We start from the raw sequence: 25,740 nt of genomic DNA, 5'->3' as shown, positions 1-25,740 counted from the left end.
GCTTCCTGTGCCTGGTGCATGCGTGGGAGGATAAACCCATCAAGTTGCCCTGCTTTGACCATCCAAGATAAAAAGTGAGCCGTGCCTCTTGTCAGAAGTGCGTGTGACATTAGGAATTCAATAACAGTTTTCATTGACGATAGATGGTTTTCGCGTATCATAGATCTCAAACATCAAACTCTTTTTGGAGGCACCTATGGCAAACATGGATTATCCAGGCCCCTGCTTTGCATGTTCCGCAATTGATGGATGTGCGACTGAAGAAGCGAAAAAATTGGCTGTAAAAGGCTATTGCAAAGGCGTCGAGCGAGAACTCAATGCATGGAAGGCGACTCTTTATGATGTGATGGTGGGTTTCTTGGATCTCGGTGACAAGGACCGAGGAGCACTGGTTGACGCTGTCGCCGAGATAAAGGCTCTGGTACGCGAGATCGAGACGAAAACCGCCCAGCTCGAAGCTGAGTGTCCGCTGGAGATGGGACCCGTCGAGAAGGATCTGGGTGACAAGATGGGTAAGCTTCGCGTGCACTACACCAAGGCTATGGAAGTGATCGGAGCCGGTTCATTCGGAGGTTGAAGAAAAACCCTGCTTTTTGAAAACTAAATAATCGCGCCCGGTGACAGTCACCGGGCGTTTTTGTTCTTGCTCCCGTCAGCGGGCGGGTTTTCCAGCAAAGTCGGCCCGTATGAAGATGGTCGCGGCGCCAGTGCGTGTCGCCTCGGCACCGGAAGGCGCGGACAGGTGCCGGAGGGCAAGATTTGCAACCATGAGGGAGGTGTGGCCGGGATCGTGGCAGCGCACCTCTTACAGGATAGCCATGAGGTGACCATTTTCGAGAAGGAAAATTATCTGGGCGGGCACACGCACACTGTCTCGGTCCCGGATGGCCCGGATGGGGGAACCCCGGTGGGTACGGGCTTCATCGTCTTCAACGAAGCCACCTATCCGCTTTTCATCAGATTTCTTGAAGAGCTTGAAGTTCCGTCCAGGGAAGCGCAGATGTCGTTCGGATTTCATTGAGAGCGCACCGGGTTGACCTACGCCGGGACGGATCTGGCCGGGCTGTTCGCCCAGCGCTTCAATCTGTTTTCCGCGCGCTACTACCGTTTTCTGTTCGAGATTGTCCGCTTTTGCCGTCAAGGCCAAGCGGATCTCAAGGACGGACAGGAGCTTTGCACCCTTCGCGTAAAGAGAGCTTTCAAGCCCCGTTTGCCAAGTGCACCAAAAAGAACGCCCAGCGGGAAGCCGCTGGGCGTTTGTCGTGTGCTGCCCGTGTTCGGGAAGCGAAGGGCTTTCGGAGAAGCCAGCTCCGAAAACCCCGCACAGTCCATGACGCGATAGTCGATTTTTTTTTAACATGGGCTGAAGAAAAAAGTAAATCAAAAAGGCGTTGTAAGACAGAAAACGCGTTTTTTGTAGGACAGACACGGTGCGTTTTTCCGGGTGGAAAATTGCTTTTGGGGTGGGCGCCTTGGCCTTCGTGCTCGGGCTTGGCCCGTCTTTTGATCTATTGCCTCCAGCAGGAGGTGAAGAATGCAGTTTTTTCCCGCATCCATGTCTGGTGGGGCACAGTCCTTTCGCGCCGGCGGCGCATTTGAAATGATGGAAAACCGGCCCGGTCAGGATTTTCATAATCTGTTTTCGGCGCATCTGAATCAGCCGGATGCAGCCGAAGTACCCCCTCAAACCAGCCAGGCCGAGCCGCCTGCCAGTAACGACCAGTTTTTTGCTGAGGATCATGTTCCTGCCGAAGATGGGAGGGACACGGATTATCGCGAGTCGTCCTCGTTTGAAGAAGAGAGCGTCTCCGCAAGTCCGGACGCTGCCGACCATGAAGGTGGCCGTGTGGAAGAAAACGCAGGTGGCTCGGCAAAAGCTGCCGTGCAGGAGCCCCAAGCCTCAGGATCCGGGCAGGCTGATTCCGTATCCGCTGCCCAGAGCGCTGCCTTGGATAAAGAGACCGGCGCCAGGGACGTGGTCAATGCGGATGACTCCACCGCTGTAGCGGTGCAGGAGCTGCTCGACAGCCTGGCCGAGGATGTCAGGACGCGGGGCGCGGACCACGATGGCTCCGTCATTTCCGAAAAAATAGCGGCCCTGCACGAACTTCTTCGGCAATTCCAAAAGAGCGATCCCGTGACCCGCAGCGAACTGGCCGTGACCCTGGGCGAGCAGATCAGGGAATTGAAGGCGGAGCTGACTGCGGCCGGGAAACGGAGCGAAGGCACTGAAAATTTGGGACAAAAGACTCAGAAAGCCTCATCTCCTGTGATGCAGAAGATCGAAGCCCTTTTGGCCCGCTTGGAAGCGCATCGGACAGCGGGACATGAGGGCATGAGCCCAGACAAGAGCCCAGACAAGAGCCCGGACAAGAGCCTGGCAAAGAGCCAGGCCAAGGCCGATGCTTCCGTTGCCGTGAAAGACGGCGTCATGGATGGCGCGCAGGACGGACAGTCGCGCGCGGTGAGGTCTCGGATCCTGGAGGCGGAAGCTGCGAAGGGCGCGTCCGGTGAAGCTCTGGAACGCAAGCAGGGCGGTGATCCCAAGTCCGAGATTCCGGTCGCGCTGAAGGACGGCAAGGGCTCTGAGATCGGAACTCGGCCGGTCCGTAGCGAGAAACAGTCTTCGGATGTTCATGGTCAACCCGGAATCCGCGTCGCGGCATCCGAGGGTTCTGCGGGGAAAAGCTCCACGGCCCTTGATACCCCGGAAGAAGCTCTTTCGGCCCAGGATCGGCACGTAGAGTCCGTGGCCACCGACGCGGAGCGCAAGCATGCCGCCGCAAAGGATCAGGACGGCGCCGCCCGCAACGGGAGCGTCGTGACGCGCACTGGCCTGCTGGCTGCCGCCGACAGAGCTGCTGCGGCAAGGGACGGCTCCGGTCAGCCGGTAGCGCAGGACGCGGCTTCCTTGGCGCGTGAGGGTGAAGCCGCTTCTGCCGGGAGCGCTGCGGCTGCGGATTCCAAGGGCGAGAAAAAGCAGCCTGATGCCCGTCAGGGATTTTTCGGCACGCAGGACGGGGAAAAAACATCCTCATCCACCTCCCGCGCCGGCCAGGTCGCCGGGAACACGAAGACAGCACCCGAATCTCAGACGCTGACCCCAGCCTCCGCCCAGACTTCCCAGAGTCAGTTTCAGCAGAGGATGGAGGCACCCGTCAGTGCGCGCAACGCCGAGGTCTATCAGCAGGTTGAGAACGGAGCCTTCAGGAACCTGGGGCAGGGCGTGAAGCAGCTGGTCATTCGCCTTGATCCGGCCGATCTGGGGCAGGTCAGCGTCATTTTGCAGGTGAGGGGCAAGGAAGTGCAAGCCGTGCTCAGATCCAGCAATCAGGAGACCTCTCTGGCCTTGAACGAGCAGTTGGGACAGTTGCGCACGCAGCTCGAAGCTCAGGGGCTCAAGGTCGGGAAACTTGAGGTGCAGACGCAACTGGCCGATTCCCAGAGCCAGTCGCAATGGCAGGGCTCCGAGAATCACAACCGCTACCAGGAAAACCAGGAATTGGCCTCGTCGGCCAAGCGTTGGCGCACTCTGGAACGGGTGGCAGGCGGTATGGTCCGGGATGTGCAAAATAGCGGGCACAGGGAAAAACTTTCCCAAAGCGGCCTGGATATTTTTGCCTGAGAGGAGGCGGTCATGATCGATCAGATTTTGCAGCAGCAGGGCGGTTTTTACGGCGCGGACACGGCATCGAAGAACGATGTCCTGGGCAAGGACGCCTTTTTGAAGCTTCTGGTGACCCAGTTGCAGAATCAGGATCCGCTCAATCCTCTGGACGACAAGGAATTCATTGCCCAGCTGGCGCAGTTTTCGAGCCTTGAGCAGATGACGAATATTTCCGAGGGAATCACCTCCCTCACGGACAAGACCGCCCAGCAGGACATGCTCAGCGCAGTCAACTACATCGGCAAGGAAGTCACGGCTTCGGGAGACGGAATCACCAAGAGCGGAAATTACGTGACTCCGGTCTACTTCACCCTGGCTGGCGCCGCCGCGCAAGTCTACGCCAATGTTTACGATGAAAACAACAATATGGTGCGCACCGAGAAGTTCTCCTCCATGCAGGCCGGGGAGTTTGGATTTACTTGGGACGGTCTGGACTACAACGGGAATCCGGCCAACAGCGGCCAGTACAACGTATATTTTTCAGCGGAAAGCCCAACCGGGGCAACGGTTTTTGTCGATACGGAAGTTTCCGGCACCGTGACCGCTCTGGAACAGGGCGATGGGGAAACTTTCTTCCGCCTGAGCGACGGGCGCAAGATCAGTTTCAGTGACATCAAGAAGGTCATCCAGCCGGTTGTGGCTGAAGAGTAAATTTTCTTCACAGCTCATTGCAGTGAATCAAGAAGGGGGTAGTTATGGGTTTGTCAGCATCTCTGTACTCCGGGACCAGTGGTCTCAAGGCTCATGGCGAGGATATGACCGTCATCGGCAACAACATCTCCAACGTCTCGACCATAGGATTCAAGGGCTCGCGCATGTATTTCGAGGATGCGCTGAGCCAGCAGATCACCACCGCTTCCGGGGGCGGGCAGGTGGGGCGAGGAGTTTCCGTAGGCGCGGTAATGGGCGATTTCTCCCAGGGTTCTTTGGAGAACACCACGGAAGCCACTGACCTGGCCGTCGGCGGCAACGGCTTCTTCATGGTTTCGCCCGCCGGGCAGGAAATCAATTATTACACCCGAGCTGGAAATTTCCGTTTTGATGAGGATGGCTATCTGGTCAATCCCCAAGGTTACCGCCTGCAGGGGTGGGAAGTGCAGCAGGCGAATACGAGTGCTGCGGCCAGCGGGAATACATCGGCACAGCCCTCGACCGGCGTGCAGATTCAAGGTGTACCCCAGGACGTGAAGTTGGAGAATTTTCAGTCTCCGCCCCAGGCTACAAGTCGGATAGATTTGATAGTAAACGTAGACTCTGGATCGGATGACAAATCGGCCGTTGATGATGCTCCGTTTACGGCAATGTTCGACAAGTACAACGCACAGTCTGGACAGCCCCTCGCTGAGGATAGTTACGCATATCAAACCACTATTAAAGTTTATGATGAAAATGGCTCTTCTCACAACTTGACCGTGTACATGGATCCTATTGGTGATGCGGACGTTACTGCTGCGTCTGGTGGTAAAAAATATTGGGAGTACGTTGTTGCGGTTCCTCCGAGCGACGACAATCGTGTTTTCGCGGGTGCACTCATCGAGAAAAAAGGTGTTTTGATGACTGGCACCTTGACTTTTAACGCGGCCGGCGAATTGGAAAATATGTCCGCGTTTACTTTGAATGACCCAGCGGTCGTTAACCCGGACGATAAAGATTCGTGGGGAATAGCCAATCCTTCTGCGAACGGATACCCCATATGCACGGCTAACTTCTTGGGGACTGCTAATGGCAGCGTTACGGGAACAGCAACCGTTGCGGAGAATACGAAGAATATCGAGATAAATTTTGGCGTTCGCAGTAAGTCTAACTCATGGAACCCCGCTAACCAAACCACTCTTCAAGCGTTGGCCGATTTACCGCAGACTTCTGCGGGCCTAGCCGACATGAATGGCCTGGGTGCCAAGGAAACCAGCGCTCTGTCATCCACCAACTACAGTACCGGCTCCACGACCATCTTCCAGGCCCAGGATGGGTACACTGCGGGCTTTCTGCAGAACATCTCCGTGGACCGCGACGGGGTCATCACCGGGCGGTACTCCAATGGTCAGGTTTTGCAGCTCTTCGCCGTGACCCTGGCCACGTTCAACAACAACTACGCCCTGTACCGCGAGGGCGGAAACCTCTTCTCCGAGACGCGCTCCTCGGGGCCGCCCGTCACCGGATTGGCCAACACCGGGGGCAAGGGCAGCATCGCCTCCAACTCCCTGGAGCAGTCCAACGTGGATTTGGCCACGGAGTTCGTGAAGATGATCACCACGGAAAAGGGCTTTCAGGCCAACTCCAAGACCATCACCACTGTGGATCAGATGCTGACCGTACTTATCCAGCTCAAGCGTTAGTCTTTTAGGTTTGCGCCACGAAAAAAAAACCCGTTCCGGCAGTCCCGGAGCGGGTTTTTTTGTGAGGACCAAACGGTCTAAAGGGCTTTGTCCAGAAAAAGTCCGACCATCTTTTCTATGGAAGCGGCCAGGTCGAGCATCTCGTCGGCGGGGATCTTGCGGATCAGCTTTTGCGTTTCGGGATCGCGCACCTCCACCTGGACCGTGTCGGTTCGCTCGTCGATGTGGAACTTCAGGTTCACACCCAAGGAAGACATGTAGGAATCGACCGCTTCGGTCAGGTTTTGCAATTTCTGCGCGGAAATTTCTTCCGACTCTTCAGGCGTCGCTCCGAACTGTCTACCCTGAAGGCCGCCAGATACGGCACGCTCCGCGTCTTCGAGGTCGGATTTGAGCTGATTTGTTTGCTCGACGGGCGCCAGAAGTTCCTGGGGCTCGTAGGAGAGAGAGGTTATTTTCATGGCCGAGGCCTCCTCTTGGATGGATGGGTTCGTATTTATAATCGTCAGGCGGCCGGAAAACTTTAGACGAGAGAGGCAATTTTGACCTCTTTGGCGAGGTTTTATCCGAGATATATGTCCAAATTATTGAAAATAATAAATAAATTTTAAATGGCATTCTGTGTGCATTGTTGCGTGCATACCAGCGTAAGGAGGATCTCACATGTCTTTGGTCATAAATCACAACTTGATGGCGATGAATTCCGCCAGGAACCTGTCCAATTCCTACAGCAGTCTAGCAACCTCGACCCGGCGCCTTTCCTCCGGATTGCGCGTGGGCACTGCCGCAGACGATGCGGCGGGCCTGGCCATCCGAGAGTTGATGCGAGCCGATATCGCGTCCCTCAATCAGGGCGTCCGCAACGCCAACGATGCCATTTCCATGATTCAGACGGCCGACGGCGCCCTTGGCGTCATCGATGAAAAGCTGATCCGCATGAAGGAACTGGCAACGCAGGCCGCCACCGGCACCTATGGTTCGGATCAGCGTCTGATCATCGATTCGGAGTACCAGGCCATGGCCTCGGAAATTACCCGAATCGCCAATGCGACGGACTTCAACGGAATTTATCTGCTCAACGGCAATCTTTCATCCTCGCAAACAAATGCTGCCAATTGGGGCGATGGTCACCAGGGCGGGGGCTTGCAGGCCCAGGGAGCCATGAAGATCCACTTCGGCACGGGTAACGATTCGGCGGAAGACTACTATTACATCGCCATCGGCAACTCCACCGCTTCGGCGCTCGGCGTCGGCAACCAGTCCGATCCGGCTGTTGGCGGCGGCTTCAGTATCTCCACCCAGCAGGGTGCGCAGGAGGCACTCGACGCCATCAACGAAGCCATTGTTTCCAAGGACAATATCCGGGCCAGCCTTGGTTCCTTGCAGAACCGCCTGGAGAACACCATCACCAACCTGAGCATCCAGGCCGAGAACCTGCAGGCCGCTGAGTCGCGCATCTCCGACGTGGACGTGGCCCAGGAAATGACCGAATTCGTGCGCAACCAGATCCTGACCCAGTCCGCCGTGGCCATGCTGGCGCAGGCCAATCAGCTGCCGCAGATGGCCATGCAGCTCATGCAGGGTTAATCGGGTTTCCATCGGCAAAGGCAATGATCAAAGACAAAGCCGGGGCGTTTGGCCCCGGCTTGTTTTCTTGCAACGCCTTTTGCTGTTGAAGGCGGCCTTATGCGCCCGGTTCGGAAAGATCAGGGAAGCGTTTCCGCAGGAGCAGCAGAGCCTGCTCGGCCGCGCCCTGCTCGGCCTTGCGCATGCTGCGCTCCTCCCATTCAACCTCGGTCTTGTCCGGCATGGTCACGACGACGGTGTATTGCTTGGCGTGTTCCGGGCCATGGCTGTCGCGTAGCGCATACGAAGGCCTGGCCTTCCAGATGCGCTGGGTGGCTTCTTGCAGCAGGCTTTTGAAGTCGCGCGGGCGGAAGGTCTCCGGAGGCGCAGGCCACTGTCCCTCGAACAAAAAATTGACGCACATGATCGCGGACTCCAGCCCCCCGTCAAGGTAGACGGCGCCGAGCACCGCTTCCAGTCCGTCGCTCAGCACGGAATTTTTTTCTCTCCCGCCCTGAACATCCTCGCCGCGGCCAAGGAGCAGGCATGAGCCAAGATGAATCCTTCTGGCCGCCTGCGCGAGCGCCCCTTCACTGACCAGCGCGGAGCGCATTTTGGTCAAATGGCCTTCCTGCACTTCCGGAAATTTGCGAAACAATTCCTGGGATACGGCGAGCTCAAGAACCGCATCACCAAGAAATTCGAGCCGTTCGTTATGCGGACACCCGTGTTCATTGGCGTGGGAGCTGTGTGTGAGGGCTTGGATTAAAAGCTTGACTTGCTTGAATTCATAATGGATTTCATTCTGCAGCGATTGCAGTGCATCCGATGGAACTTCCAGTGACATTAAGGTTCTCCATGAGAGACGATTATCTTCACGCCCTTTTTTCTCCCCAAACCATCGCGGTTGTCGGATCATTCGACAACGCAGGAGCCTCGGCCCGTGTCGTGCTTTCCAATCTTGAAGGCTGGGGGTATCAGGGGAGGATTGTTCCCGTCAATTGGACCTCCGGACAGGATCCGCGCACCCTTGACGATCTGAAAGGAATCGACCTCGCCGTGGTCTGCCTTGCTCCGGAATTTGTGCCTGAAGCGCTGGAATGGATCGCGGACATGGGCATCAAGGCGGTCATCATCATTTCCGCCGGATTCCGGGAGATCGGGGGGCAGGGTTATTATCTCGAAGAATCCATCATCCAGTTGGCCGAACGCCGGAATCTGACCCTGCTCGGGCCCAACTGTCTGGGCGTGGCCTCCTGGGCAGACCATCTGAACGCATCGCTCATTTCCCGTCTGCCCAGCCAGGGTAATATCGCCTTTTTTTCGCCGTCCGGATCCATGTGCAATGCCATCCTGGATTGGGCCGCAAGCGAGGAGATCGGTTTCTCCAAATTCGCAAGCCTTGGCAACCGGGCGGTTATCGATGAAGCGTCCATGCTCCAATTTTTGGCCGAAGACCCCCAGACCAGCGTCATCATCGGATATCTGGAAGGCATGAACAACGGCCGCCGATTTGCGCGCATCAGCCAGACCATCACCCATGAAAAGCCGGTCATCATGCTGCAGGCGGGCATGACCGAGCACGGGCAAAAGGCAATTTCTTCCCATGTGGGCGCCCTTACCGGATCGGAGCGCGCCTACCAGACCGCACTGAAGCAGGCGGGCATCATCCAGGTGGACAATCTCTCCACGCTTTTCGACCTGGCGCGCATGTTCGGAACCCAGTCACTGCCCAAGGGGCCGAATCTGGCCATCGTCACCAATTCCGGAGGAGCCGGGATTCTGGCCGCCGACGGAATGGCCGGGACCAGCCTCATCCTTCCGCGCCTCGGCCGTGATACGGCCGCCCGTCTGGCCGACGTTCTTCCCCGCCATGCGCAGACATCCAATCTTGTGGACATCGGCATGGAAGCCACCCCCGTTCAGTATGCACAGGCCTTGGACACGGTGCTGCACGACCGGCAGATCCAGATGGCCCTGCTGGTCATAGCTCCGGGGCTTGGCGTGGATCTACCGGCCATCGTGCGCGAACTGGCCGCCTTGCCCAGGGCGGAGGGCAAGACTGTTGCGGTTTGCCTGATCGGCCAGGAAGGGGTGGTGGAAGAGAAACGTTTTCTGCAGCGTCACGGCCTGCCCTGCTATTCCAATCCCAAGGCGGCACTGGCCAGCTTCGAAGCCATGTTTCGCTATGCCGGATGGAAGACCAAGTCCTATCCGGTCGAGGTCTGTTACCGCCGGGACAAGGCCAAAGCCGAGCGTTTTCTGAAAGATTGTCTTGATGTCGGAAAGACCGAATTGTTCGGCTTTGAAGTGCAGCCCCTGCTGATGGCTTATGAGCTTGGCTTCCCCCGCACGGAGCTAGCCCGGACCAGCAAGAGCGCGGTCAAGATCGCCAAGCGTCTGGCCTGCCCGGTGGCGCTCAAGATTGCATCCCCGCATATCGAATACAAAAGCGATGTGGGCGGGGTCGAGGTCAATCTGCAGACTTCCGAAGAGGTTCGCCTGGGTTTTATGAAATTGACTTCGCGCGTGCAGCGCTTGCGCAGCGAAGCCTTTGTCTCAGGGTGCCTGGTCCAGGAAATGATTCTCGGCAAACCGGCGGAAGTTTGCATTCGGGTCCAGCGCGATCCGAAGTTCGGTCCGCTGATCCGCTTCGGGCTGTCGGGCAGCCAGGCGGACATTTTCCGGGAGTATTCGATGCGTCTTGCGCCATTGTCCCTGGATGACGCCGCCGGAATGATGCGGGAGCTCAAGGTCTTCTCCCTGCTCAAACGGGAGCGTGGACGTGAGGCGCTGGACTTGCGGGCTCTTGAGGATGTATTGTTGACATTGTCGCAGATGACTCTGGATTTTCCTGAAATTTACACCCTGGAATTCGATCCTGTTCTGGTCACGTCGAGGGGGGCCTGGGTGGCCGGGGCGCGAATGTCTCTTTTGCCTCAGTCTGAATAGTCGGGCCGTGATCGAAAAAATAATTTCGCAGTCCTGATCGGGAGGGAATATGGTAGGAATTTATGTAGGGGCGACGTCCGGTTATTCCGGGAAAAACATGATTGCCATGGGGATCGGGCTCAAGCTGCAAAAAGAGGGCTACCGGGTCGGGTACATGAAGCCGGTGGGTGCCTTGCCGCAGGAAAAGAACGGGGTGCTGGGCGACGCCGACGCGTTTTTTGTTCAGGACATCCTGGGTCTCTCCGAGAATCCCGCCCTGGTCACTCCCGTGGTCGTGGATCAGGATTTCAAGATGAAGGCCTTCACGGGCAAGTGCGAAGATCTGATGCCGCGCATCAAGACCGCCTACGAAGAGCTTGGCAAGGACAAGGACGTCATGATCGTGGCCGGTTCCGGCAGCATGTATTCGGGCAAGTACTGCGGTGTGGACGGGATCAGCGTGGTCAAGTCCCTCGGCATCAAGTCCATCATCATCGATCGCTACGTCAAAGAACTCAATTACGACTATCTCATCGCCATGAAGGAACTGCTCGGAGAGCAGCTTCTGGGCGTGCTTCTGAACGACATTCCCCCGGTCTTCAAGGAAGAGCTTGATTCGCTTCTGCATCCGTTCATGGAGAGCAAGGGCATCAAGATCCTGGGCAAGATTCCGTCCGATCCGCTCATGGGTGCCATCAAGGTCGCGGATTTGGCCGACCGTCTGGGCGGCAAGGTCATTACCGCCCAGGACAAGTCCGAGCGGGTGGTGGAGAATTTTCTGATCGGCACCATGCAGGTCGAAAATTTCATGACCCATTTCCGCAAGAGCAAGAAGTCCGCGATCATTGTCGGCGGAGACCGCTCCGATGTTCAGCTGGTCGCGCTGGAAGGGCAGTGCCAATGCCTGGTGCTGACCGGCAATCTATATCCCAACGATATCATCATGACCCGGGCCGAGGTCCTCGAAGTGCCCATCGTGGTCGTTCGCGACGACACCTTCACCGTGGCCAAGAAGATGGAAGCCATCCTGTCGCGGCACAAACTGCGTGACGTGATCAAAATCCAGCACGGCTCCCAGCTGGTCAGCTCCATCATTGATTTCCAGTACATGAAGGAAAGTCTTGGGATCTGAAACTTCGGATCTCATGCCAAAAGGAAAAAGCCCCGTGAAATCGGGGCTTTTTTTTCGGGTGGCGCGTTCCGGGACTGGCCAGGCAAGGTCTGCCGGAACTCCCTCTCCGGCTTCGTAATGCTTCCCGGCCTTGAACTTTGTGCAGCGGGCAGGGCACTGTCAGTCACGCGGCCGGGAAACAAACGATGCCTGGCTCTGTCAGACAGCTGGCGACCCCTGCCCGGACCAACCGCCATACACCGCAGTGAATCCCGGATCAGGGTTGTTCTTCGATAGACGTGCAGGCGATCGGACCAATTCAAAGCCTCGCTCACTGCCGCGATGTCATTCCCGCGAAGGCGGGGATCCAGTTCCTCCGAGTCGGCAGGGCATCGCTTCCGGGTGAAGAAGCCCCGACCCTTGCCTTTCAAACAGTTGTCAGATTTCCCGGATGGCCTGGGTCAGTTTTTTCTGGTCGTCCTTGAAGAGCTTGTAATTGATTGAGTCTTCCAGCGCCTGGCGGCTGGCCTCGATGATGTTGTAGGATACGCCCACCGTGGTCCAGCGGCTCTTTTGATCGCCCGATTCGATGAGCACCCGCACCACGGCCGCTGTCCCCCCGTGCCCGTCTTCGCGGACCGATCCGGTCAGGACGCGCACCTTGAAGTCCAGGAGACGCATTTCGCCAAGATTGGGGTAGAAGCGCTCAAGACCCTTGCGCAGGGCGCAGTCCATGGCGTTGACCGGGCCCTTGCCCGTGGCCGCCGTGTGTTCGATCATGCCGCCGACGCGCAGCATTACCGTGGCCTCGGTGAAGGGGTCCATTCCTTCGGTGAAGACCGAGTCCATGATGCGAAAGCTGATCAGTCTGAAATAGTTGCGGGCCCGTCCCAGCACGCGGTTGACCAGAAGCTCGTAGGATGCTTCGGCGGCCGAGTATTCGTAGCCCTGGTCCTCGCGGTTCTTGAGTTCGGTCAGCAGTTCAAGGACAAACGGGTCGCCCTTGTCCAGTTCGAATCCATACTGTTTGGCCTTGAAAAGGATGTTGGACTGCCCGGCCAGGTCCGAGAGCAGGATGCGTTGCTTGTTGCCGACCAGTTCGGGTTCGATGTGTTCGTAGGTGCGCGGGTTGCGGCGCACGGCGGCGACATGCACCCCGCCCTTGTGCGTGAAGGCCGACTGCCCCGTGTACGGCTGGCGCTTGAAGCAGCGCAGGTTGGCCACTTCGGCCACAAAGGCCGAGGTGTCGGTCAGACGCTCCAGATGCCCCTCGGGCAGGCAGGAATATCCCATCTTGAGTTCCAGGTTGGCGATGATGGAACAGAGGTTGGCGTTGCCGCAACGTTCCCCATAGCCGTTCATGGTGCCCTGGACCTGGATGGCCCCGTGACGGACGGCAGCCAGTGAGTTGGCCACGGCCAGCTCGCAGTCATTATGGGCGTGGATGCCAAGGCGCGCTTCGGGCAGGCGTGTACGCACCGCGTCCATGATGGCGGCGATCTCCTCCGGCAGGGTGCCGCCGTTGGTGTCGCAGAGCACCAGGAGATCCGCTCCGGAATCCAGCGCCGTGCCGAGGCAGGAGATGGCGTAGTCGGCGTTCTTCTTGTAGCCGTCGAAGAAATGCTCGGCATCGTAGAAGAGCTCTTTGGCGTGGGGACGCAGGAAGGCCAGGGAGTCGCGGATGAGCTCGAGATTGCGCTCCAGGGTGATTTTCAGGGCATCAGTGACGTGGATGTCCCAGGTCTTGCCGAAGATGGTCATTACCGAAGCGCCGGAATCGATGAGCGCGAGCAGATTGGCGTCGTTGTCCGCCGAGACCTTGGCTGCATGGGTTGAGCCGAAAGCCGCCAGCCTGGCCGTGCTGAGCTGGTACTGCTGCATCTCCGCGAAAAAGCGTTTGTCCTTGGGATTGGAGCCGGGCCATCCGCCTTCGATGTAGGCCACCCCGAGCTGGTCGAGCTTGGTGGCGATGCGCAGCTTGTCCTCTGTCGAAAGATTGAGCTCCTCGGACTGGGTGCCGTCACGCAGGGTGGTGTCGTAGATTTGAATGGTGTTCATTGAATTCCTGGCGGTGTCCGCCGGCCGTGTGGCCTGGTGTTCATGGTTGCATGCCCGACGGGCCTGAGTTTGTCATTTTTCGCATGAAAAAAAGCCCCCGGACCTTGCGGTCGGGGGCTTTGCTCTTTTGTGGATATCCGCTTGTGCAGACGCGTCACTCCCCCGACCGTGATCCTGGAATCACGGAAATGAGAATAATAATGGAAATGGAGGCAGTGATGTTTTTCATGTTTTGTTCCTATCCGCGTAGATGAACAATGGAGAATCGATTGTCAAGCCTGATCTTTGCTTCTCAAGGTTTGCGACAAGATCATCATCCGGGTGACGGCGGGCTTTTCAGGGCCTATGCATGGTGTCCAGGACGATTTTTGCCGCGCGCTCAGCGGCTCCTCCGTTGCCGAGCAGGGACGGCAGGGTGCCGAGCCGATCGAGGACGCGGGCCCGGGACGGCGTGTCTTCGATCCATTGCGCTACGGCGGCGGCCAGGGCCGAAGGGTTGGCATCGTTTTGTAGGAATTCCGGGAAGACGGGTTCGCCCAGGATGAGATTCGGCAGGGAGATGAAAGGCACCTTCACCAGCATGCGCCCCAAAAGATAGGTAAGGGGGGAAAATCTGTAGGCCACGGCGGTGGGCACTTCAAGCAGGGCCGTTTCCAGCGTCGCGGTGCCCGACGCGGCCATGATGGCCCGGCAGGAGCGCATGAGTTCGTAACGGGTGGAGCTTTCGATCAGGGTGACCGGAGTTTTCGAGATCCAGCAGCTGGTGATCAGTTCCCGGTCCATGCCAGGAGCCACGGGCAGCACGAATTCCAGATCCGGATAGCGGGCGGCCAGCAGGGCGGCGGCGCGGGAGAAAATGGGCAGCAGGGACGTGATTTCTCGCTTGCGGCTGCCGGGAAGGATGCCGATGCGGTTGTCGTGGCGACGGACATTCATGATCCGGGGCGTTCTGATGGAGTCGAGCAGGGGGTGGCCGACATAGTCGATGGACATGCCGTGACGGGCGTAGAATTCGACTTCAAACGGGAGAATGGAGACCAGGCGGTCGATATGGCGGCGCAGGAACGCAACCCGCCCCTCCCGCCAGGCCCAGAGCTTGGGGCTGATGTAATAGACGACGGGAATGCCCAGGCGCTGGGCGATTCGGGCCACACGGAAGTGAAAATCCGGGGCGTCGATGACCACCACCACGTCTGGACGGGACGTTGTCAGCTGACTTTCAAGGGTCCGCAAGAGGCCCATGATTTTGGGCAACTGTGCCAGGACCTCGGTGAAACCCATGACCGACAGGGCCTCTGTGCGCAGTCTGGCTTCAACTCCTTCTTCACGCATGGCCGGTCCGGCCATGCCCAGGAATTTGGCGTCCGGGCACTGGTCGCGCAGGGCCTGGACCAGAAGCTGGCCATGCAGGTCACCGGAAGTTTCACCGGCGTTTATCCAGATGGTGGGCGTATTTGTCATGCCGTCGCAATAGTTCTTTGGCGTCAAAATAACAAGAAGGCCGAACCCTTGCCCTGTCCAGACCTTTGGCATAGGTGAGGCCATGCGTGAAAATACGGTCATCTCCCTGCACAAATTTTTCTGGGCGGCCTACGTGCTCGCCCTCATCGTGGGTTCCCTGGTTCCGGTGGCCATTTCCGGTGCACCGGAACAAAGCGACAAGGTTGTTCATTTCCTGGCTTATGCCCTGATGGCGTTTTTTTGGCCTTCGTCCTGGAGGCGGTCCTGGCTGTCGGAGTTCTGTCTTGCCGGCGGGCTTGGATTGCTGCTTGAATTCGGACAGGGTGTCCTGCCCACGGGGCGGTTTCTTGATCCGTGGGACGCTTTGGCCAACGCCGTGGGCGCAGGAGTCGGCGCAGTCGCGGCTTTCGCGTGGTCCCGATCTGCGAGGCGAAACTTGTTTAAAAGTCTGAGGCGCAAGGCATGAGCGCAGCTGAATTGTGGGCACAGATTCTGTGGCCCCTGTGCAAACTGATCGGCCTTGTGTCCGTGGGACTTTTTGTCGGTAACCTGATCGAGGCCATGCACTGGACCCGTTTCATGGCGCGTCTGGCCAACCCCCTGACCCGCATCGGGCGTATGTGCGAAATTTCCGCCGCCAGCTTTTCCGTGGCCTTTGTTTCCGGCGTCACGGCCAACACCATGCTGGCCGAAGCGTACGACCAGGGCCGGCTGTCCCGTCGCGAACTCATACTTACCAATCTCTTCAACAGCTTGCCGACCTATTTCTTGCACCTGCCGAGCATGATCTTCATCACCGTGCCCATCCTCAAATCCGCAGCGGTGGTCTATCTGGGCATCACCGTGGGGGCGGCGTTGCTGCGCACGGTTCTGATTCTTTTCGTGGGGCGGATGCTGCTGACCGGCCTTGACCGCTGCCATGCCATGGACATGCCCGCCCAGGAAAAGCTCGTGGCGCGGCAGGTCTTGCAGAAGACCTGGAATCGTTTCAGACGACGCATCAAAAAGATCGTGATGATCACCGCGCCCATTTATGTCGGGGTTCATTTCATGAACAAGCTTGGCATGTTTTCGGTAGTTGAGCATTTTTTGGCCGAGCACATGAGCTCCATGTCCTGGCTGCACCCCAAGGCCATGGGCATCATTGTCTTTCAGTTGGCTGCCGAGTTCTCGGCCGGCATGGCCGCCGCCGGCGCCCTGCTCGACGCCGGGTCCATGTCCGTGCGCGACGTGGTCATCGCGCTCATTGTCGGGAACGTCCTGTCTTCACCCATGCGGGCCTTCCGGCATCAGTTTCCCTACTACGCAGGGATCTTCAAGCCGAAGCTGGCCTTGGAACTCATCATTTGCAGTCAGGGATTTCGCGTGACCAGCCTGATTTTCTGCGGAGCCGTGTATTATTGGATGAGTTGAGGGGGGGGCGGTTCGTCAAGTTGGACCGGGAGCGGTAAAGGGCTCAGGAAGAGAAATATCAAAATAAGACACCTCTTGGCGATACGCGGTCCGCTGGCGACATGGCCTTGAGCCCCGCCGGAACTCCCTCGCTGGCCTCGTAGAGTTGAATCGTTGCGTGCAGGACAAAAAATTCAGTCGGTACACTCGGCAACGATTCAACAAACGATGCCTGGCTCGGTCAGACAGCCGACGCGTCTCAAGACCATGTCGCCAGCGGACCTTGAGACTTGTAGGAACTTTCTCGCTGGTCTCGGAGGGATGAACCGTTGGGTACAGGGCAAAATATAAAAATCTAAAAAAACACGGCTGATTTTGTGATACGCGGCCCGCTGGCGACATGGCCTTGAGCCCCGCCGGAACTCCCTCGCTGGCCTCGTAGAGTTGAATCGTTGCGTGCAGGACAAAAAATCCAGTCGGTACACTCGGCAACGATTCAACAAACGATGCTTGGCTCGGTCAGACAGCCGACGCGTCTCAAGGTCATGTCGCCAGCGGACCTTGGGACTTGTAGGAACTTTCTCGCTGGTATCGGAGGGATGAATCGCTCCGAGTTGGGCGGGAAATTCCGGGGTACACCAGACGACGATTCAATAACCGATGGATGACCGGCAAAATGAGAGCCAAAAAAAAACCCGGAAATTCCGGGTTTTTTTGATTTTAATTAACGACGACGTGGTCCACCGCGGTCTCCGCCTCGGTCGCCGCCTCGCGGACGGTCGTTGCGCGGGCGGTCGGAGCGGGGCTGAACCGGTTCGGGTTCTTCACCCAGTTCTTCCAGAATGATGGCCTTGCGGCTGAGCTTGATGCGTCCGGAAGGTTCGATGTCGATGACCCGGACGCGGATGGCGTCGCCTTCCTGAACCACATCCGTCACTACGTTGACCCGGTCGCGGGCAAGCTGGGAGATGTGACACAGGCCCTCAAGTCCGGGCAGGATTTCGATGAAGGCGCCAAAGTCCATGATCTTCTTGACGATTCCGTCGTAGTCCTTGTTCAGCTCGGCCTTCTGGTCGTAGTAGAGGACCATTTCCCGGGCTTTGGCCAGGGAAGTCGAATCCGGAGCGAAGATGGAGATCTTGCCCGAATCGTCGATATCGATGTCGGCGCTCGTGGCTTCGCAGATGGCCTTGATGTTCTTGCCGCCGGGTCCGATGACTTCGCGGATCTTGTCCTGGGAGATGTGTACGATGTCCATCTGCGGTGCAAATTTGGACAGCTCGCCTCTGGGCGCGGCGATGAGCGCTTCCATCTGGTCGAGGATGTTCACGCGTGCGTCCTTGGCCTGATGCAGGGCTTTCTGCATGACTTCGGCCGGGATGCCCGCGATCTTGATGTCCATCTGGATGGAGGTCACGCCGTCACGGGAGCCCGCGACCTTGAAGTCCATGTCGCCGAGATGGTCTTCGTCACCGAGAATGTCGGTCAGGACCAGATACTCGTCGCCTTCCTTGATGAGCCCCATGGCGATGCCAGCGATGGGAGTCTTGATGGGCACGCCCGCGTCCATGAGTGCCAGGGTGCCGCCGCAGACGGATGCCATGGAGGACGACCCGTTCGATTCCATGATGTCGGAGACGACGCGGATGGTGAACGGGAAGGCGTCCGGCGCAGGCAGGACGGGATTCAGGGCCCGTTCGGACAGGGCGCCGTGGCCGATTTCGCGGCGTCCGGGAGCACGCAGCATGCGCGCTTCACCCACGCTGTAGGGCGGGAAATTGTAGTGCATGAGGAAACGTCTGGACGTGTCGCCGGCCAGGGTCTCGATGCGCTGCTCGTCGCGGGTGCTGCCAAGGGTGCATGTGCACAGGGCCTTGGTTTCGCCGCGCGTGAAGATGGCCGATCCGTGGGTGCGGGGCAGGAAACCCACTTCCATGATCAGGGGGCGGACCGTGGTCAGGTCGCGGCCGTCGATGCGGATCTTGTCCTTCATGATGCGCTGGCGAACGATCTTCTTTTCCAGCTTTTCCATGATCTCGCCGACACCCCTGACGCGTTCGGGTGTTTCGGCAAATTTGGCTACCAGGGCTTCCATCAGATTCTGCTTGACCTTCTTCTTGGCATCGCGGCGGTCCATCTTGCCGGGCACTGCCAGGGCCTCGGTCAGGGGCGCGGTGGCGAGTTCGGCCACGACGGCGATCAGTTCTGCGTCCTCGGCCGGGGGAGTGACCGTGAACTTCTCTCTGCCAAGTTCCTTGCGCAGCTCTTCCTGAACATCAAGCAGGGGACCAAGCTGGGCGTGGCCCCAGGCCACGGCTTCGGTCATGATGTCTTCGGACAGGAACTGGGCCCCGCCTTCGACCATGACCACCGCGTCGCGCGAACCGGCCAGGATCATGTTCAACTGGCTTGTGGCGAGCTCGGATGCCGTGGGGTTCAAGAGGAACTGCCCGTCGCGGTAGCCCACGCGGATGGCCGCGATGGGTCCGGCAAAGGGGATCTCGGAGATGTGCAGGGCCGTGGAAGCGCCGAGCATGGCCAGGATGTCGGCGGAGCGCTCCTTGTCCGAGGAGATGACCGTGGCGATGACCTGGATCTCGTTGGTGCAGCCCTTGGGGAAGAGCGGACGGATGGGACGGTCCATGAGCCGGGAGGTCAGGGTCTCGTGTTCGCTGGGGCGGCCCACTTCGCGGCGGAAGTAGTTGCCGGGAACGCGGCCTGCGGAATAGAGCATTTCCTGATAGTTGCAGGTCAGGGGAAGAAAATCCACGACCCGGTCCAGGGCCTGGTGGGTGGCCGTGACCAGAACGACGGTGTCGCCCCACTGCACGGTCACGGCGCCGCTGGCCTGGAGCGCGAGCTTGCCGTGTTCGATGATGATTTCACTGTCGCCCATGGGAATGGTGCGTCTTGTGGTCTGAAAAGCTGCCATGATTTGCCTCGTGATGGTTTGGGCACTCCCTGTCGAGGGCAGCGGGCGGCGGGTTTGGTGTTTAGTGCATGGTTCAACCGGGGTTGGGCCATGCACTAAACACAAAACCGCAGGCATGTGATGCTGCCGGGAGCGCGGTTCAAAAAAAAAGGGCAGGCGGGACCGTTGGTCCCGCCTTGAAGCTGTCTACTTGCGCAGACCGAGTTTCGCGATCAGATCGCGGTAACGCTGAATGTCTTTGTTCTTCAGGTAATTCAGAAGCTGTCTGCGTTTGCCGACGAGCTTCAGCAGACCTGTGCGGGAATGGAAGTCCTTCTTGTGACCTTTGAAGTGGTCAGTGAGGTACGTAATCCGTTCGGTCAACAGGGCTACCTGTACTTCAGGAGACCCGGTATCGGTTTCGGTTTTGCCATATTCCTTTACAACTTCAGCCTTGCGTTCAGGGGTTAAGACCACAGCCATATCCTCCGGTTATCATGTTTCTTCCACCTGACCATATCCACTTTGCGAACCAGAGCCTTCAGGCTTGCCAAAGCCCACGCAGGATGGCCCATGACAGGACTCCCGCGCGCATGCCCGCTTCCATCAGGGCCAGGGGGGCCCTTTCGGCGGAGAGCATGAGAGCCCGGTCCCCTTCCTGGGCCGGATAATCGGGAAAAAGGCTCGTCGGCAGCCATGCCCCATTCTGCACCAGCGCGGCCTGTTCGTGACTGAGCACGAGCTTGGGCCAGTGGGGCAGGGCCTGGGTCATGGGCAGGACCAGCTCGTGGAGCTGATCCTTGCTTTCCAGCACTTTTTCCAGATCATGAGCCTGGGCGAGGGTGAACGGGTGGCTTGCCTCCCGCTCCAGTTCGCTGAGCACCGCTCCGCACCCAAGTCGCATCCCCAGGCTGTGGGCCAGGGAGCGGATGTAGGTTCCTGCGGAACAGGTGACTCGAAAATCAAGACTCGGCAGCTCCATGGAGAGCAGCTGCGAATCGAAAATTGTTACATCCTTGACCTTGACCGGAACTTCCTGGCCGGCCCTGTGCAAGGCATACAGGGGTTTGCCCTGGTGCTTGGCCGCCGATACCGGGGGCACTTCCTGGCTGATGGTTCCCTTCCAGCCGAGCACCTCGGCTCGCACTGCCTCCGGGTCCAGGTGCTCCCATGGCGCTTCGGCGAGAACCTTGCCTTGCGTATCGTAGCTGTCCGTGGTTTGCCCCAGGATCAGGCGGCCCCGGTAGGTCTTGCGGCCATCCACCAGATAGTTGGCCAGCTTGGTACCCTGCCCGAGCAGTACCAGCAGTACGCCCGTGGCCATGGGATCGAGGGTGCCGGCGTGGCCGATTTTTTTCTGCCCCAGGTGGCGCTTGATCTGATTCAGGCAATCCGCCGAAGTGGGACCTCCCGGTTTATGCAAAACCAGCACTCCGTCAAGTTGTTTCAGTGACGGCGCGCTCATGAGTTTGCCAGTTCCTCGGTCACGGCCTGGATCATGGTCGTCTTGGCCTGCTCCATGTCCATGAGCAGGGTCCCGCCGGCGGCGTTGCGATGACCGCCTCCGCCAAAGCGGAAGGCCACGGCCTGCACGTTGGTGCTGCTTTTGGAGCGCAGCGAAAATTTGATGCCCTGTTCTTCCTCGCGCAGGCTGATGGCCACCTGCACCCCGTTCACGTAGAGGACGGTGTTGACCAGCCCTTCGGTATCCTCGGGGCCTGTCCCCGTCTGTTCGAAGAGTTCACGAGTGAAGCAGATGAGGCTGATCTGTCCGTCCGCGTACAGGCGGGCCTGTTGCAGGACGGTGCCGCGCATCTGAAGCTGGCTGAGCTTTCCGGTGGATTGCTTCTGTTCGTGGAACGGTCCGGGCAAAAGGCCCAGGCGCAGGATTTCGGCGGCCATTTCCAGGGTTTCGGGGCGGGTGTTGTTGAAACAGAAGTCCCCGGTATCGGAAATGAGCGCCAGATAGACATACTCGCCCAAAAGGCCCACCAGCGGGACTCCCAGCTTTCGGGCCAGCATTCCGACCATCTCGCCCACCGATGACGCGCGCTGTTCGACCCAATTCACGGTGCCGAACATGGGGTTGCCCAAGTGATGGTCGATGTTGAACACGTTTTTGGTCTTGAGCCAAGGCGCGATGAGTTCTCCGGCCCGCTCGGCGCTGCCGCAATCCAGAACTATGAGGTTGTCCGGCTCTTCCTCGGGCAAACGGGTCAGGATCTCGCGTTTGGGAGCGAGCCATTCAAAGCGAAGGGGGATGCCGGACTCGTTGAAGAGGACGACCTTCTTGCCCAGGGCGTCGAGAAGTTCTCCCATGGCCAGCATGGAGCCCAGGGCGTCGCCGTCCGGGGAAATGTGCGCGAGGACAAGAAAATTGTCCGCGTCCCGTAGTTGTTCAGCTATCTGTTTCAGGAGGGGCATCGTACACCATGTCTTCGAGAAAGGTGTCCCACTTGAAGCGCAGGTCCGGGATGCCGCGCAGATTGAGCTCTTTGCTCAGCCGCGAACGCAAAAAACCCTTGGCATGGTAGAGCGCCTTGGTGATCTCGGGCTCTGCCGCGCGTCCGCGCAGGTGGGTGTAGAGGACCTCGGCAATGCTGAAATCCCGGTTCAGGCGCACTCCGGTGATGGTCACAAGGGCAAGTGTCGGGTCCTCGACTTCCTGAATCAGGAGCGAGGCCAGGACCTGCATGATCTGATCGCCCATCTGGATGGCGCGTCTCGAATTGCTTCTTTGCATAAAAAATCAGGCTCCAAATACGTCCATGTCGGCATGGACAAGCTCGTCGGCGGTGGAAGCTTCCACCATGGCCAGGACTTTGGACAGTCGGCTGTGCACGTGCGCAGTGTCGTTGGAGACCGTGACCACCCCGAGAACCAGGATCTGATGGGAGTCCTGGGATTCGGTTTCGGCCACGGCAACATTGAAGGTGTTGCGCAGCTTCTGCTTCAGGCTGTTGGCGCTTTTTCGCTTTTCCTTCAAGGAAAAAACGCCGTGCAGGCGGAATTCGAGGCGCAGGGTGCCGATGATCATGGCCGCGTACCGTTCGTGAGTCCAACAAGCAAAAAAAATGAAAGGCATGGATTCCCGCCTGGGCGGGAATGACATGAATGTGACGCGCACGGCCTTTGCGTCATCCCCGCGCAGGCGGGGATCCATGCCTCGGTTTCAGTTCCGTGAGGACCGCAGTCGGTCCTCACGGCCGCCCGGCCCTAGATGGTCCGGGCTTCCTCGACCAGTTCAAAGGCTTCGATGATATCTCCAATCTTGATATCATTGAAGTTTTCAAGGCCAGCGCCACAATCGTAGCCCTTGGTCACTTCCTTGGCGTCATCCTTGAATCGTTTCAGGGAGCTGAGCTTGCCGGTGTAGATGACCACGCCGTCGCGCAGCAGACGGACGTTGGCGTTGCGCTTGAGCTTGCCGTCACTGACCATGCAGCCCGCGATGTTGCCGATCTTGGGCACGCTGAACACCTGCTGCACATCGGCCTGGCCGAGGTACACTTCCTTGATGTCGGGAGAGAGCATGCCGGACATGGCCGCCTTGATGTCATCCACGAGCTTGTAGATGATGTCGTAGAAGCGGATATCGACCTTTTCCTGCTCTGCCACTTCCTTGATCTTGGCCGTGGGGCGGATGTTGAACCCGATGATGATGGCGTTGGAGGCCGATGCCAGCAGAATGTCGGATTCGGTGATGGCCCCAGCGCCGCCATGGATGAGGGCGATCTTGATCTCGTCCGTGGACAGCTTGCGCAAGGCCTCGGAGATGGCTTCAAGGGAACCCTGCACGTCGGCTTTCAAGAGCAGGTTCAGGTTCTGGGCCTCTTCGCCGGCCTTGGTGGCCAGGAAGCTTTCGAGGGTGACCTTGGATTCCTTGGCCAGTTCCTTGTCGCGATGCTTGACGCGGCGTTCTTCGGCGATCTTGCGGGCAACCTTCTCGTCCTTGACGATGACGAACTCGTCGCCTGCCTCGGGGATACCTTCAAAGCCCTGGATCTCCGTCGGGATGGCCGGTCCGGCGGTCTTGATCTGCCGGCCCTGGTCATCGAACATGGCGCGGACCTTGCCGCTGATCAGGCCGCACACGAAGGCGTCGCCCTGGGTGATCTGGCCTTCCTGGATGAGAACTGTGCCCACGGGGCCACGACCCTTGTCCAGTTTGGCCTCGACCACGTGGCCTCGGCCGGGCTTGTCCGGGTTGGCCTTGAGGTCGAGCACTTCGGCCTGCAGCAGGATAAGTTCGAGCAATTCGTCCAGGCCTTCGCGCTTCTTGGCGGAAACATGGGCGAAGATGGTGTCACCGCCCCAATCCTCGGGCATGAGCCCAAGATCGGACAGTTCACGCTTGACGCGGTCGGGGTCGGCCCCTTCCTTGTCCATCTTGTTCACAGCCACGACGATGGGCACGCCCGCCGCCTTGGAGTGGCTGACGGCTTCCTTGGTCTGCTCCATGACGCCGTCATCGGCGGCCACGACCAGGACGACAATGTCCGTGACCTTGGCGCCACGGGCGCGCATGGTGGTGAAGGCCTCATGGCCGGGGGTGTCCAGGAAGACGATCTCGCCGCGTGACGTGGCCACGTGGTAGGCGCCGATGTGCTGGGTGATGCCGCCGGCTTCGCCCGATGCCACGCTCGTCGAGCGGATGGCGTCCAGGAGCGAGGTCTTGCCGTGGTCGACGTGGCCCATGATGGTCACGACAGGAGGACGAGGCTTCAGATCCTCTGCCTTGTCGGCCTCCTTGGGCAGCAGGAAATCGTCTTCGGAGAATCCGGCCCTTTCCACTTCATATTTGAATTCGGCGGCCAGGAGCAGGGCCGTGTCGAAATCCAGGGACTGGTTGATGGTGGCCATCACACCCAGGGAAAACAGTTTTTTGATCAGGTCCTGGGCTTTGATGCCCATCTGATGGGCCAAGTCTGTCAGCCTGATGGTGTCGTCAATGCGAATCTTGCGCTTGGACGCCTTGAGCGGCTGCGTGTTCTGCGCCTGGGCCCTGGCTCCACCGGCTCTGCGTGCCTCGGCGCGCTGGGCCTTCTTGCCCTTGCCCATGGAGAATTCTTCCTTGCGGTACAGATCGGCTGCCTCCACCGTGCGGCGACCCTTCTTTTTCTTGCCGCGGCTGTCCTTGGCGCCCTCGGTCTCAGGGGCGGGACGGGGCGGAGCGCCGACGTTGGCCGGACCGGAGGGGCGTGGTGCACTCGGGCGCTGACCGCCGGGACCACCTGGGCCGGAGGGACGTCCTCCCGGTCCGGAAGGACGCGGAGTATAGCCTGCCGGACCCATGGGGCGCGCTGCCGGTCCCATGGGACGAACCGGCTGGCCGTCCACTCGGGTATCGGGAAATTCAACGATGGTGGGCCGGGAGATGATCTTGACCTGAACGGACGGAGGAGCGGGCTTGGCTTTCTTGGTCTTCTTGCGGGCGCGCTTGGCTTCTTCGGACTCGCCTTCGGTTTCCGCAGTTGTCTCGTCTCCGGTTTCACCGGGAGTCTCGGCAGAAGCCTGGGCGGTCTTTTCGGCGGTTGCGTCACCAGCCTCGGCCGATTCGGCGGCCACCGGCTCGGCAGGGACCTCTTCGACGGAAGCCGGAGCTTCGACGATCGGAGCCTCGGCCACAGGCGTCTCTTCCTTAGCGGATTCCTCGGGAGCGGCCTTGGCGCTGGGGACTTCCTCGATGATGCGCGCCGGAGTGACGATGACCGCCCTCGAAGGCTTGCGCGCCGCTGGCTTTTCGGTCGCCTCGGCCGTTTCCGTCACGGTCTTGGCTGGCGCTTCTGCCGAGGTCTCGGCGGGAGTTTCGTCCTTGGGCTGTGCTTCGCCGTCCGTTTCCCGGGTTTCGGCCTCGGCGGCAGTGACCTTGTGCCGCTTGCGCACGATGACGCCCGAGGTGGCGCGCGTGTCCACGACCTGGGGCGCGGTGGCCCGGTTCTGGTGGTGATTGCGGACCTGTCCGACTTCTTCGTCGGTCAGGCTGCTCATATGGCTCTTGGCCGGGATTTTGAGTTCCCGCAATAACGTCATCAAATCCTTGCTGGAGATATCAAGCTCCGTGGCAAGGTCTCTCACCCGCAATCTAGTGGACATGCCCAACCCCCTTACATTTCTTCTGCCAGCCCTTGAATCGCTCGAATTTGTTCCGGCACGCCGCATCGCGGCAAAGATAAAAACCCCGTCCCGGTGTTTTTCCGGTGCTGTCAGCGGTCAGAGTGAGCTCTCCGTGAACAGGGCAGGTAAATCTATATAGTTCTTCTTTGGAAAAGCGCTGCCTGCAAATCACGCACATGCGTATCGGTCC

Annotated in this window: 22 protein-coding genes; 10 read left to right on the top strand and 12 right to left on the bottom strand. The window is 59.0% G+C overall.

Features of this window, described 5'->3' with window-relative positions; translation table 11 throughout:
• Positions 1 to 196: 196 nt before the first annotated feature.
• The 5 genes from BMZ40_RS08785 (at position 197) to BMZ40_RS08765 (ending at position 6,003) form a co-directional block, all read left to right on the top strand.
• Entirely contained in the window at positions 197 to 577 is a 381-nt protein-coding gene (locus tag BMZ40_RS08785) for a hypothetical protein (RefSeq protein ID WP_092374230.1), read from the top strand.
• Between the two features lie 165 nt (positions 578 to 742).
• Positions 743 to 1,021 (top strand): NAD(P)-binding protein, encoded by a 279-nt coding sequence (locus tag BMZ40_RS20165; protein ID WP_425429357.1) that lies wholly within the window; start codon positions 743 to 745, stop codon positions 1,019 to 1,021.
• 825 nt (positions 1,022 to 1,846) lie between these two features.
• Positions 1,847 to 3,625 (top strand): flagellar hook-length control protein FliK, encoded by a 1,779-nt coding sequence (locus BMZ40_RS08775; protein ID WP_245751066.1) that lies wholly within the window; start codon positions 1,847 to 1,849, stop codon positions 3,623 to 3,625.
• A gap of 12 nt (positions 3,626 to 3,637) precedes the next feature.
• Positions 3,638 to 4,318, top strand: coding sequence for a flagellar hook assembly protein FlgD (locus BMZ40_RS08770; RefSeq protein WP_092374224.1), 681 nt, complete (start codon positions 3,638 to 3,640; stop codon positions 4,316 to 4,318).
• Positions 4,319 to 4,362: 44 nt separating this feature from the next.
• Positions 4,363 to 6,003, top strand: coding sequence for a flagellar hook protein FlgE (locus BMZ40_RS08765; RefSeq protein ID WP_092374221.1), 1,641 nt, complete (start codon positions 4,363 to 4,365; stop codon positions 6,001 to 6,003).
• A 77-nt stretch (positions 6,004 to 6,080) separates the two neighbouring features.
• Here BMZ40_RS08765 and BMZ40_RS08760 read toward each other — a convergent pair whose 3' ends face one another.
• The gene (locus BMZ40_RS08760; RefSeq protein WP_092374218.1) at positions 6,081 to 6,464 is read right to left on the bottom strand and encodes a flagellar protein FlaG; all 384 of its coding nucleotides are present in this window, start codon (positions 6,462 to 6,464) and stop codon (positions 6,081 to 6,083) included.
• Positions 6,465 to 6,666: 202 nt separating this feature from the next.
• Between BMZ40_RS08760 and BMZ40_RS08755 the strand changes: the two genes are divergently transcribed.
• A complete protein-coding gene (locus BMZ40_RS08755) occupies positions 6,667 to 7,590 on the top strand; it encodes a flagellin N-terminal helical domain-containing protein (RefSeq protein ID WP_092374215.1) in 924 nt (307 codons plus the stop codon).
• Positions 7,591 to 7,687: 97 nt separating this feature from the next.
• On the opposite strand, the gene rnc is transcribed toward BMZ40_RS08755, so the two are convergent.
• Positions 7,688 to 8,416: a ribonuclease III gene (rnc, locus tag BMZ40_RS08750; RefSeq protein ID WP_092374212.1), complete on the bottom strand. Its 729-nt coding sequence runs from the start codon at positions 8,414 to 8,416 to the stop codon at positions 7,688 to 7,690.
• 11 nt (positions 8,417 to 8,427) lie between these two features.
• Between rnc and BMZ40_RS08745 the strand changes: the two genes are divergently transcribed.
• Both BMZ40_RS08745 and BMZ40_RS08740 read left to right on the top strand, forming a co-directional pair.
• Positions 8,428 to 10,521, top strand: a complete 2,094-nt coding sequence (locus BMZ40_RS08745; protein WP_177193085.1) for an acetate--CoA ligase family protein — start codon at positions 8,428 to 8,430, stop codon at positions 10,519 to 10,521.
• Positions 10,522 to 10,570: 49 nt separating this feature from the next.
• Positions 10,571 to 11,632: a phosphotransacetylase family protein gene (locus BMZ40_RS08740; RefSeq protein ID WP_092374205.1), complete on the top strand. Its 1,062-nt coding sequence runs from the start codon at positions 10,571 to 10,573 to the stop codon at positions 11,630 to 11,632.
• A gap of 417 nt (positions 11,633 to 12,049) precedes the next feature.
• Here the strand turns inward: BMZ40_RS08740 and cimA are convergent, their stop codons facing one another.
• Positions 12,050 to 13,669 (bottom strand): citramalate synthase, encoded by a 1,620-nt coding sequence (gene cimA / locus BMZ40_RS08735; RefSeq protein WP_092374202.1) that lies wholly within the window; start codon positions 13,667 to 13,669, stop codon positions 12,050 to 12,052.
• A 336-nt stretch (positions 13,670 to 14,005) separates the two neighbouring features.
• Positions 14,006 to 15,130: a lipid-A-disaccharide synthase gene (gene lpxB, locus BMZ40_RS08730; protein WP_092374457.1), complete on the bottom strand. Its 1,125-nt coding sequence runs from the start codon at positions 15,128 to 15,130 to the stop codon at positions 14,006 to 14,008.
• Between the two features lie 82 nt (positions 15,131 to 15,212).
• Here lpxB and BMZ40_RS08725 point away from each other — a divergent pair, with 82 nt between their 5' ends.
• Positions 15,213 to 15,596 (top strand): VanZ family protein, encoded by a 384-nt coding sequence (locus BMZ40_RS08725; protein WP_092374199.1) that lies wholly within the window; start codon positions 15,213 to 15,215, stop codon positions 15,594 to 15,596.
• Positions 15,593 to 16,543, top strand: a complete 951-nt coding sequence (locus tag BMZ40_RS08720; protein ID WP_092374196.1) for a hypothetical protein — start codon at positions 15,593 to 15,595, stop codon at positions 16,541 to 16,543. The genes BMZ40_RS08725 and BMZ40_RS08720 overlap by 4 nt, the downstream gene beginning before the upstream one ends.
• 703 nt (positions 16,544 to 17,246) lie before the next feature.
• On the opposite strand, the gene pnp is transcribed toward BMZ40_RS08720, so the two are convergent.
• From pnp to BMZ40_RS08680, 8 genes are all read right to left on the bottom strand, one after another.
• Positions 17,247 to 19,454 (bottom strand): polyribonucleotide nucleotidyltransferase, encoded by a 2,208-nt coding sequence (gene pnp, locus BMZ40_RS08715; protein ID WP_092374193.1) that lies wholly within the window; start codon positions 19,452 to 19,454, stop codon positions 17,247 to 17,249.
• A gap of 186 nt (positions 19,455 to 19,640) precedes the next feature.
• On the bottom strand, positions 19,641 to 19,910 hold the full coding sequence (gene rpsO / locus BMZ40_RS08710; protein WP_092189546.1) for a 30S ribosomal protein S15: 270 nt from the start codon (positions 19,908 to 19,910) through the stop codon (positions 19,641 to 19,643).
• A 64-nt stretch (positions 19,911 to 19,974) separates the two neighbouring features.
• On the bottom strand, positions 19,975 to 20,898 hold the full coding sequence (gene truB / locus BMZ40_RS08705; RefSeq protein ID WP_092374190.1) for a tRNA pseudouridine(55) synthase TruB: 924 nt from the start codon (positions 20,896 to 20,898) through the stop codon (positions 19,975 to 19,977).
• On the bottom strand, positions 20,895 to 21,857 hold the full coding sequence (locus BMZ40_RS08700) for a DHH family phosphoesterase (protein WP_092374187.1): 963 nt from the start codon (positions 21,855 to 21,857) through the stop codon (positions 20,895 to 20,897). Before BMZ40_RS08700 ends, truB begins: the two co-directional genes overlap by 4 nt.
• Complete coding sequence (gene rbfA / locus BMZ40_RS08695; RefSeq protein ID WP_092189544.1) at positions 21,832 to 22,176, bottom strand: 30S ribosome-binding factor RbfA; 345 nt, start codon at positions 22,174 to 22,176, stop codon at positions 21,832 to 21,834. Before rbfA ends, BMZ40_RS08700 begins: the two co-directional genes overlap by 26 nt.
• A gap of 6 nt (positions 22,177 to 22,182) precedes the next feature.
• Positions 22,183 to 22,518 carry a DUF503 domain-containing protein gene (locus BMZ40_RS08690; RefSeq protein ID WP_425429356.1) on the bottom strand — a complete coding sequence of 112 codons (336 nt, stop codon included), beginning with the start codon at positions 22,516 to 22,518 and terminating at the stop codon, positions 22,183 to 22,185.
• Positions 22,519 to 22,649: 131 nt separating this feature from the next.
• Positions 22,650 to 25,529, bottom strand: a complete 2,880-nt coding sequence (gene infB / locus BMZ40_RS08685) for a translation initiation factor IF-2 (RefSeq protein WP_092374185.1) — start codon at positions 25,527 to 25,529, stop codon at positions 22,650 to 22,652.
• Positions 25,519 to 25,728 carry a YlxR family protein gene (locus BMZ40_RS08680; protein WP_092189540.1) on the bottom strand — a complete coding sequence of 70 codons (210 nt, stop codon included), beginning with the start codon at positions 25,726 to 25,728 and terminating at the stop codon, positions 25,519 to 25,521. Before BMZ40_RS08680 ends, infB begins: the two co-directional genes overlap by 11 nt.
• Between the last annotated feature and the right edge of the window lie 12 nt (positions 25,729 to 25,740).

Origin of the sequence: Desulfomicrobium apsheronum (genome assembly GCF_900114115.1) — a bacterium.
In the GTDB taxonomy this organism is placed as follows: domain Bacteria; phylum Desulfobacterota; class Desulfovibrionia; order Desulfovibrionales; family Desulfomicrobiaceae; genus Desulfomicrobium; species Desulfomicrobium apsheronum.
Note: the sequence above shows the minus strand (reverse complement) of the source record. Positions and strands in the feature narration are given on the sequence as shown.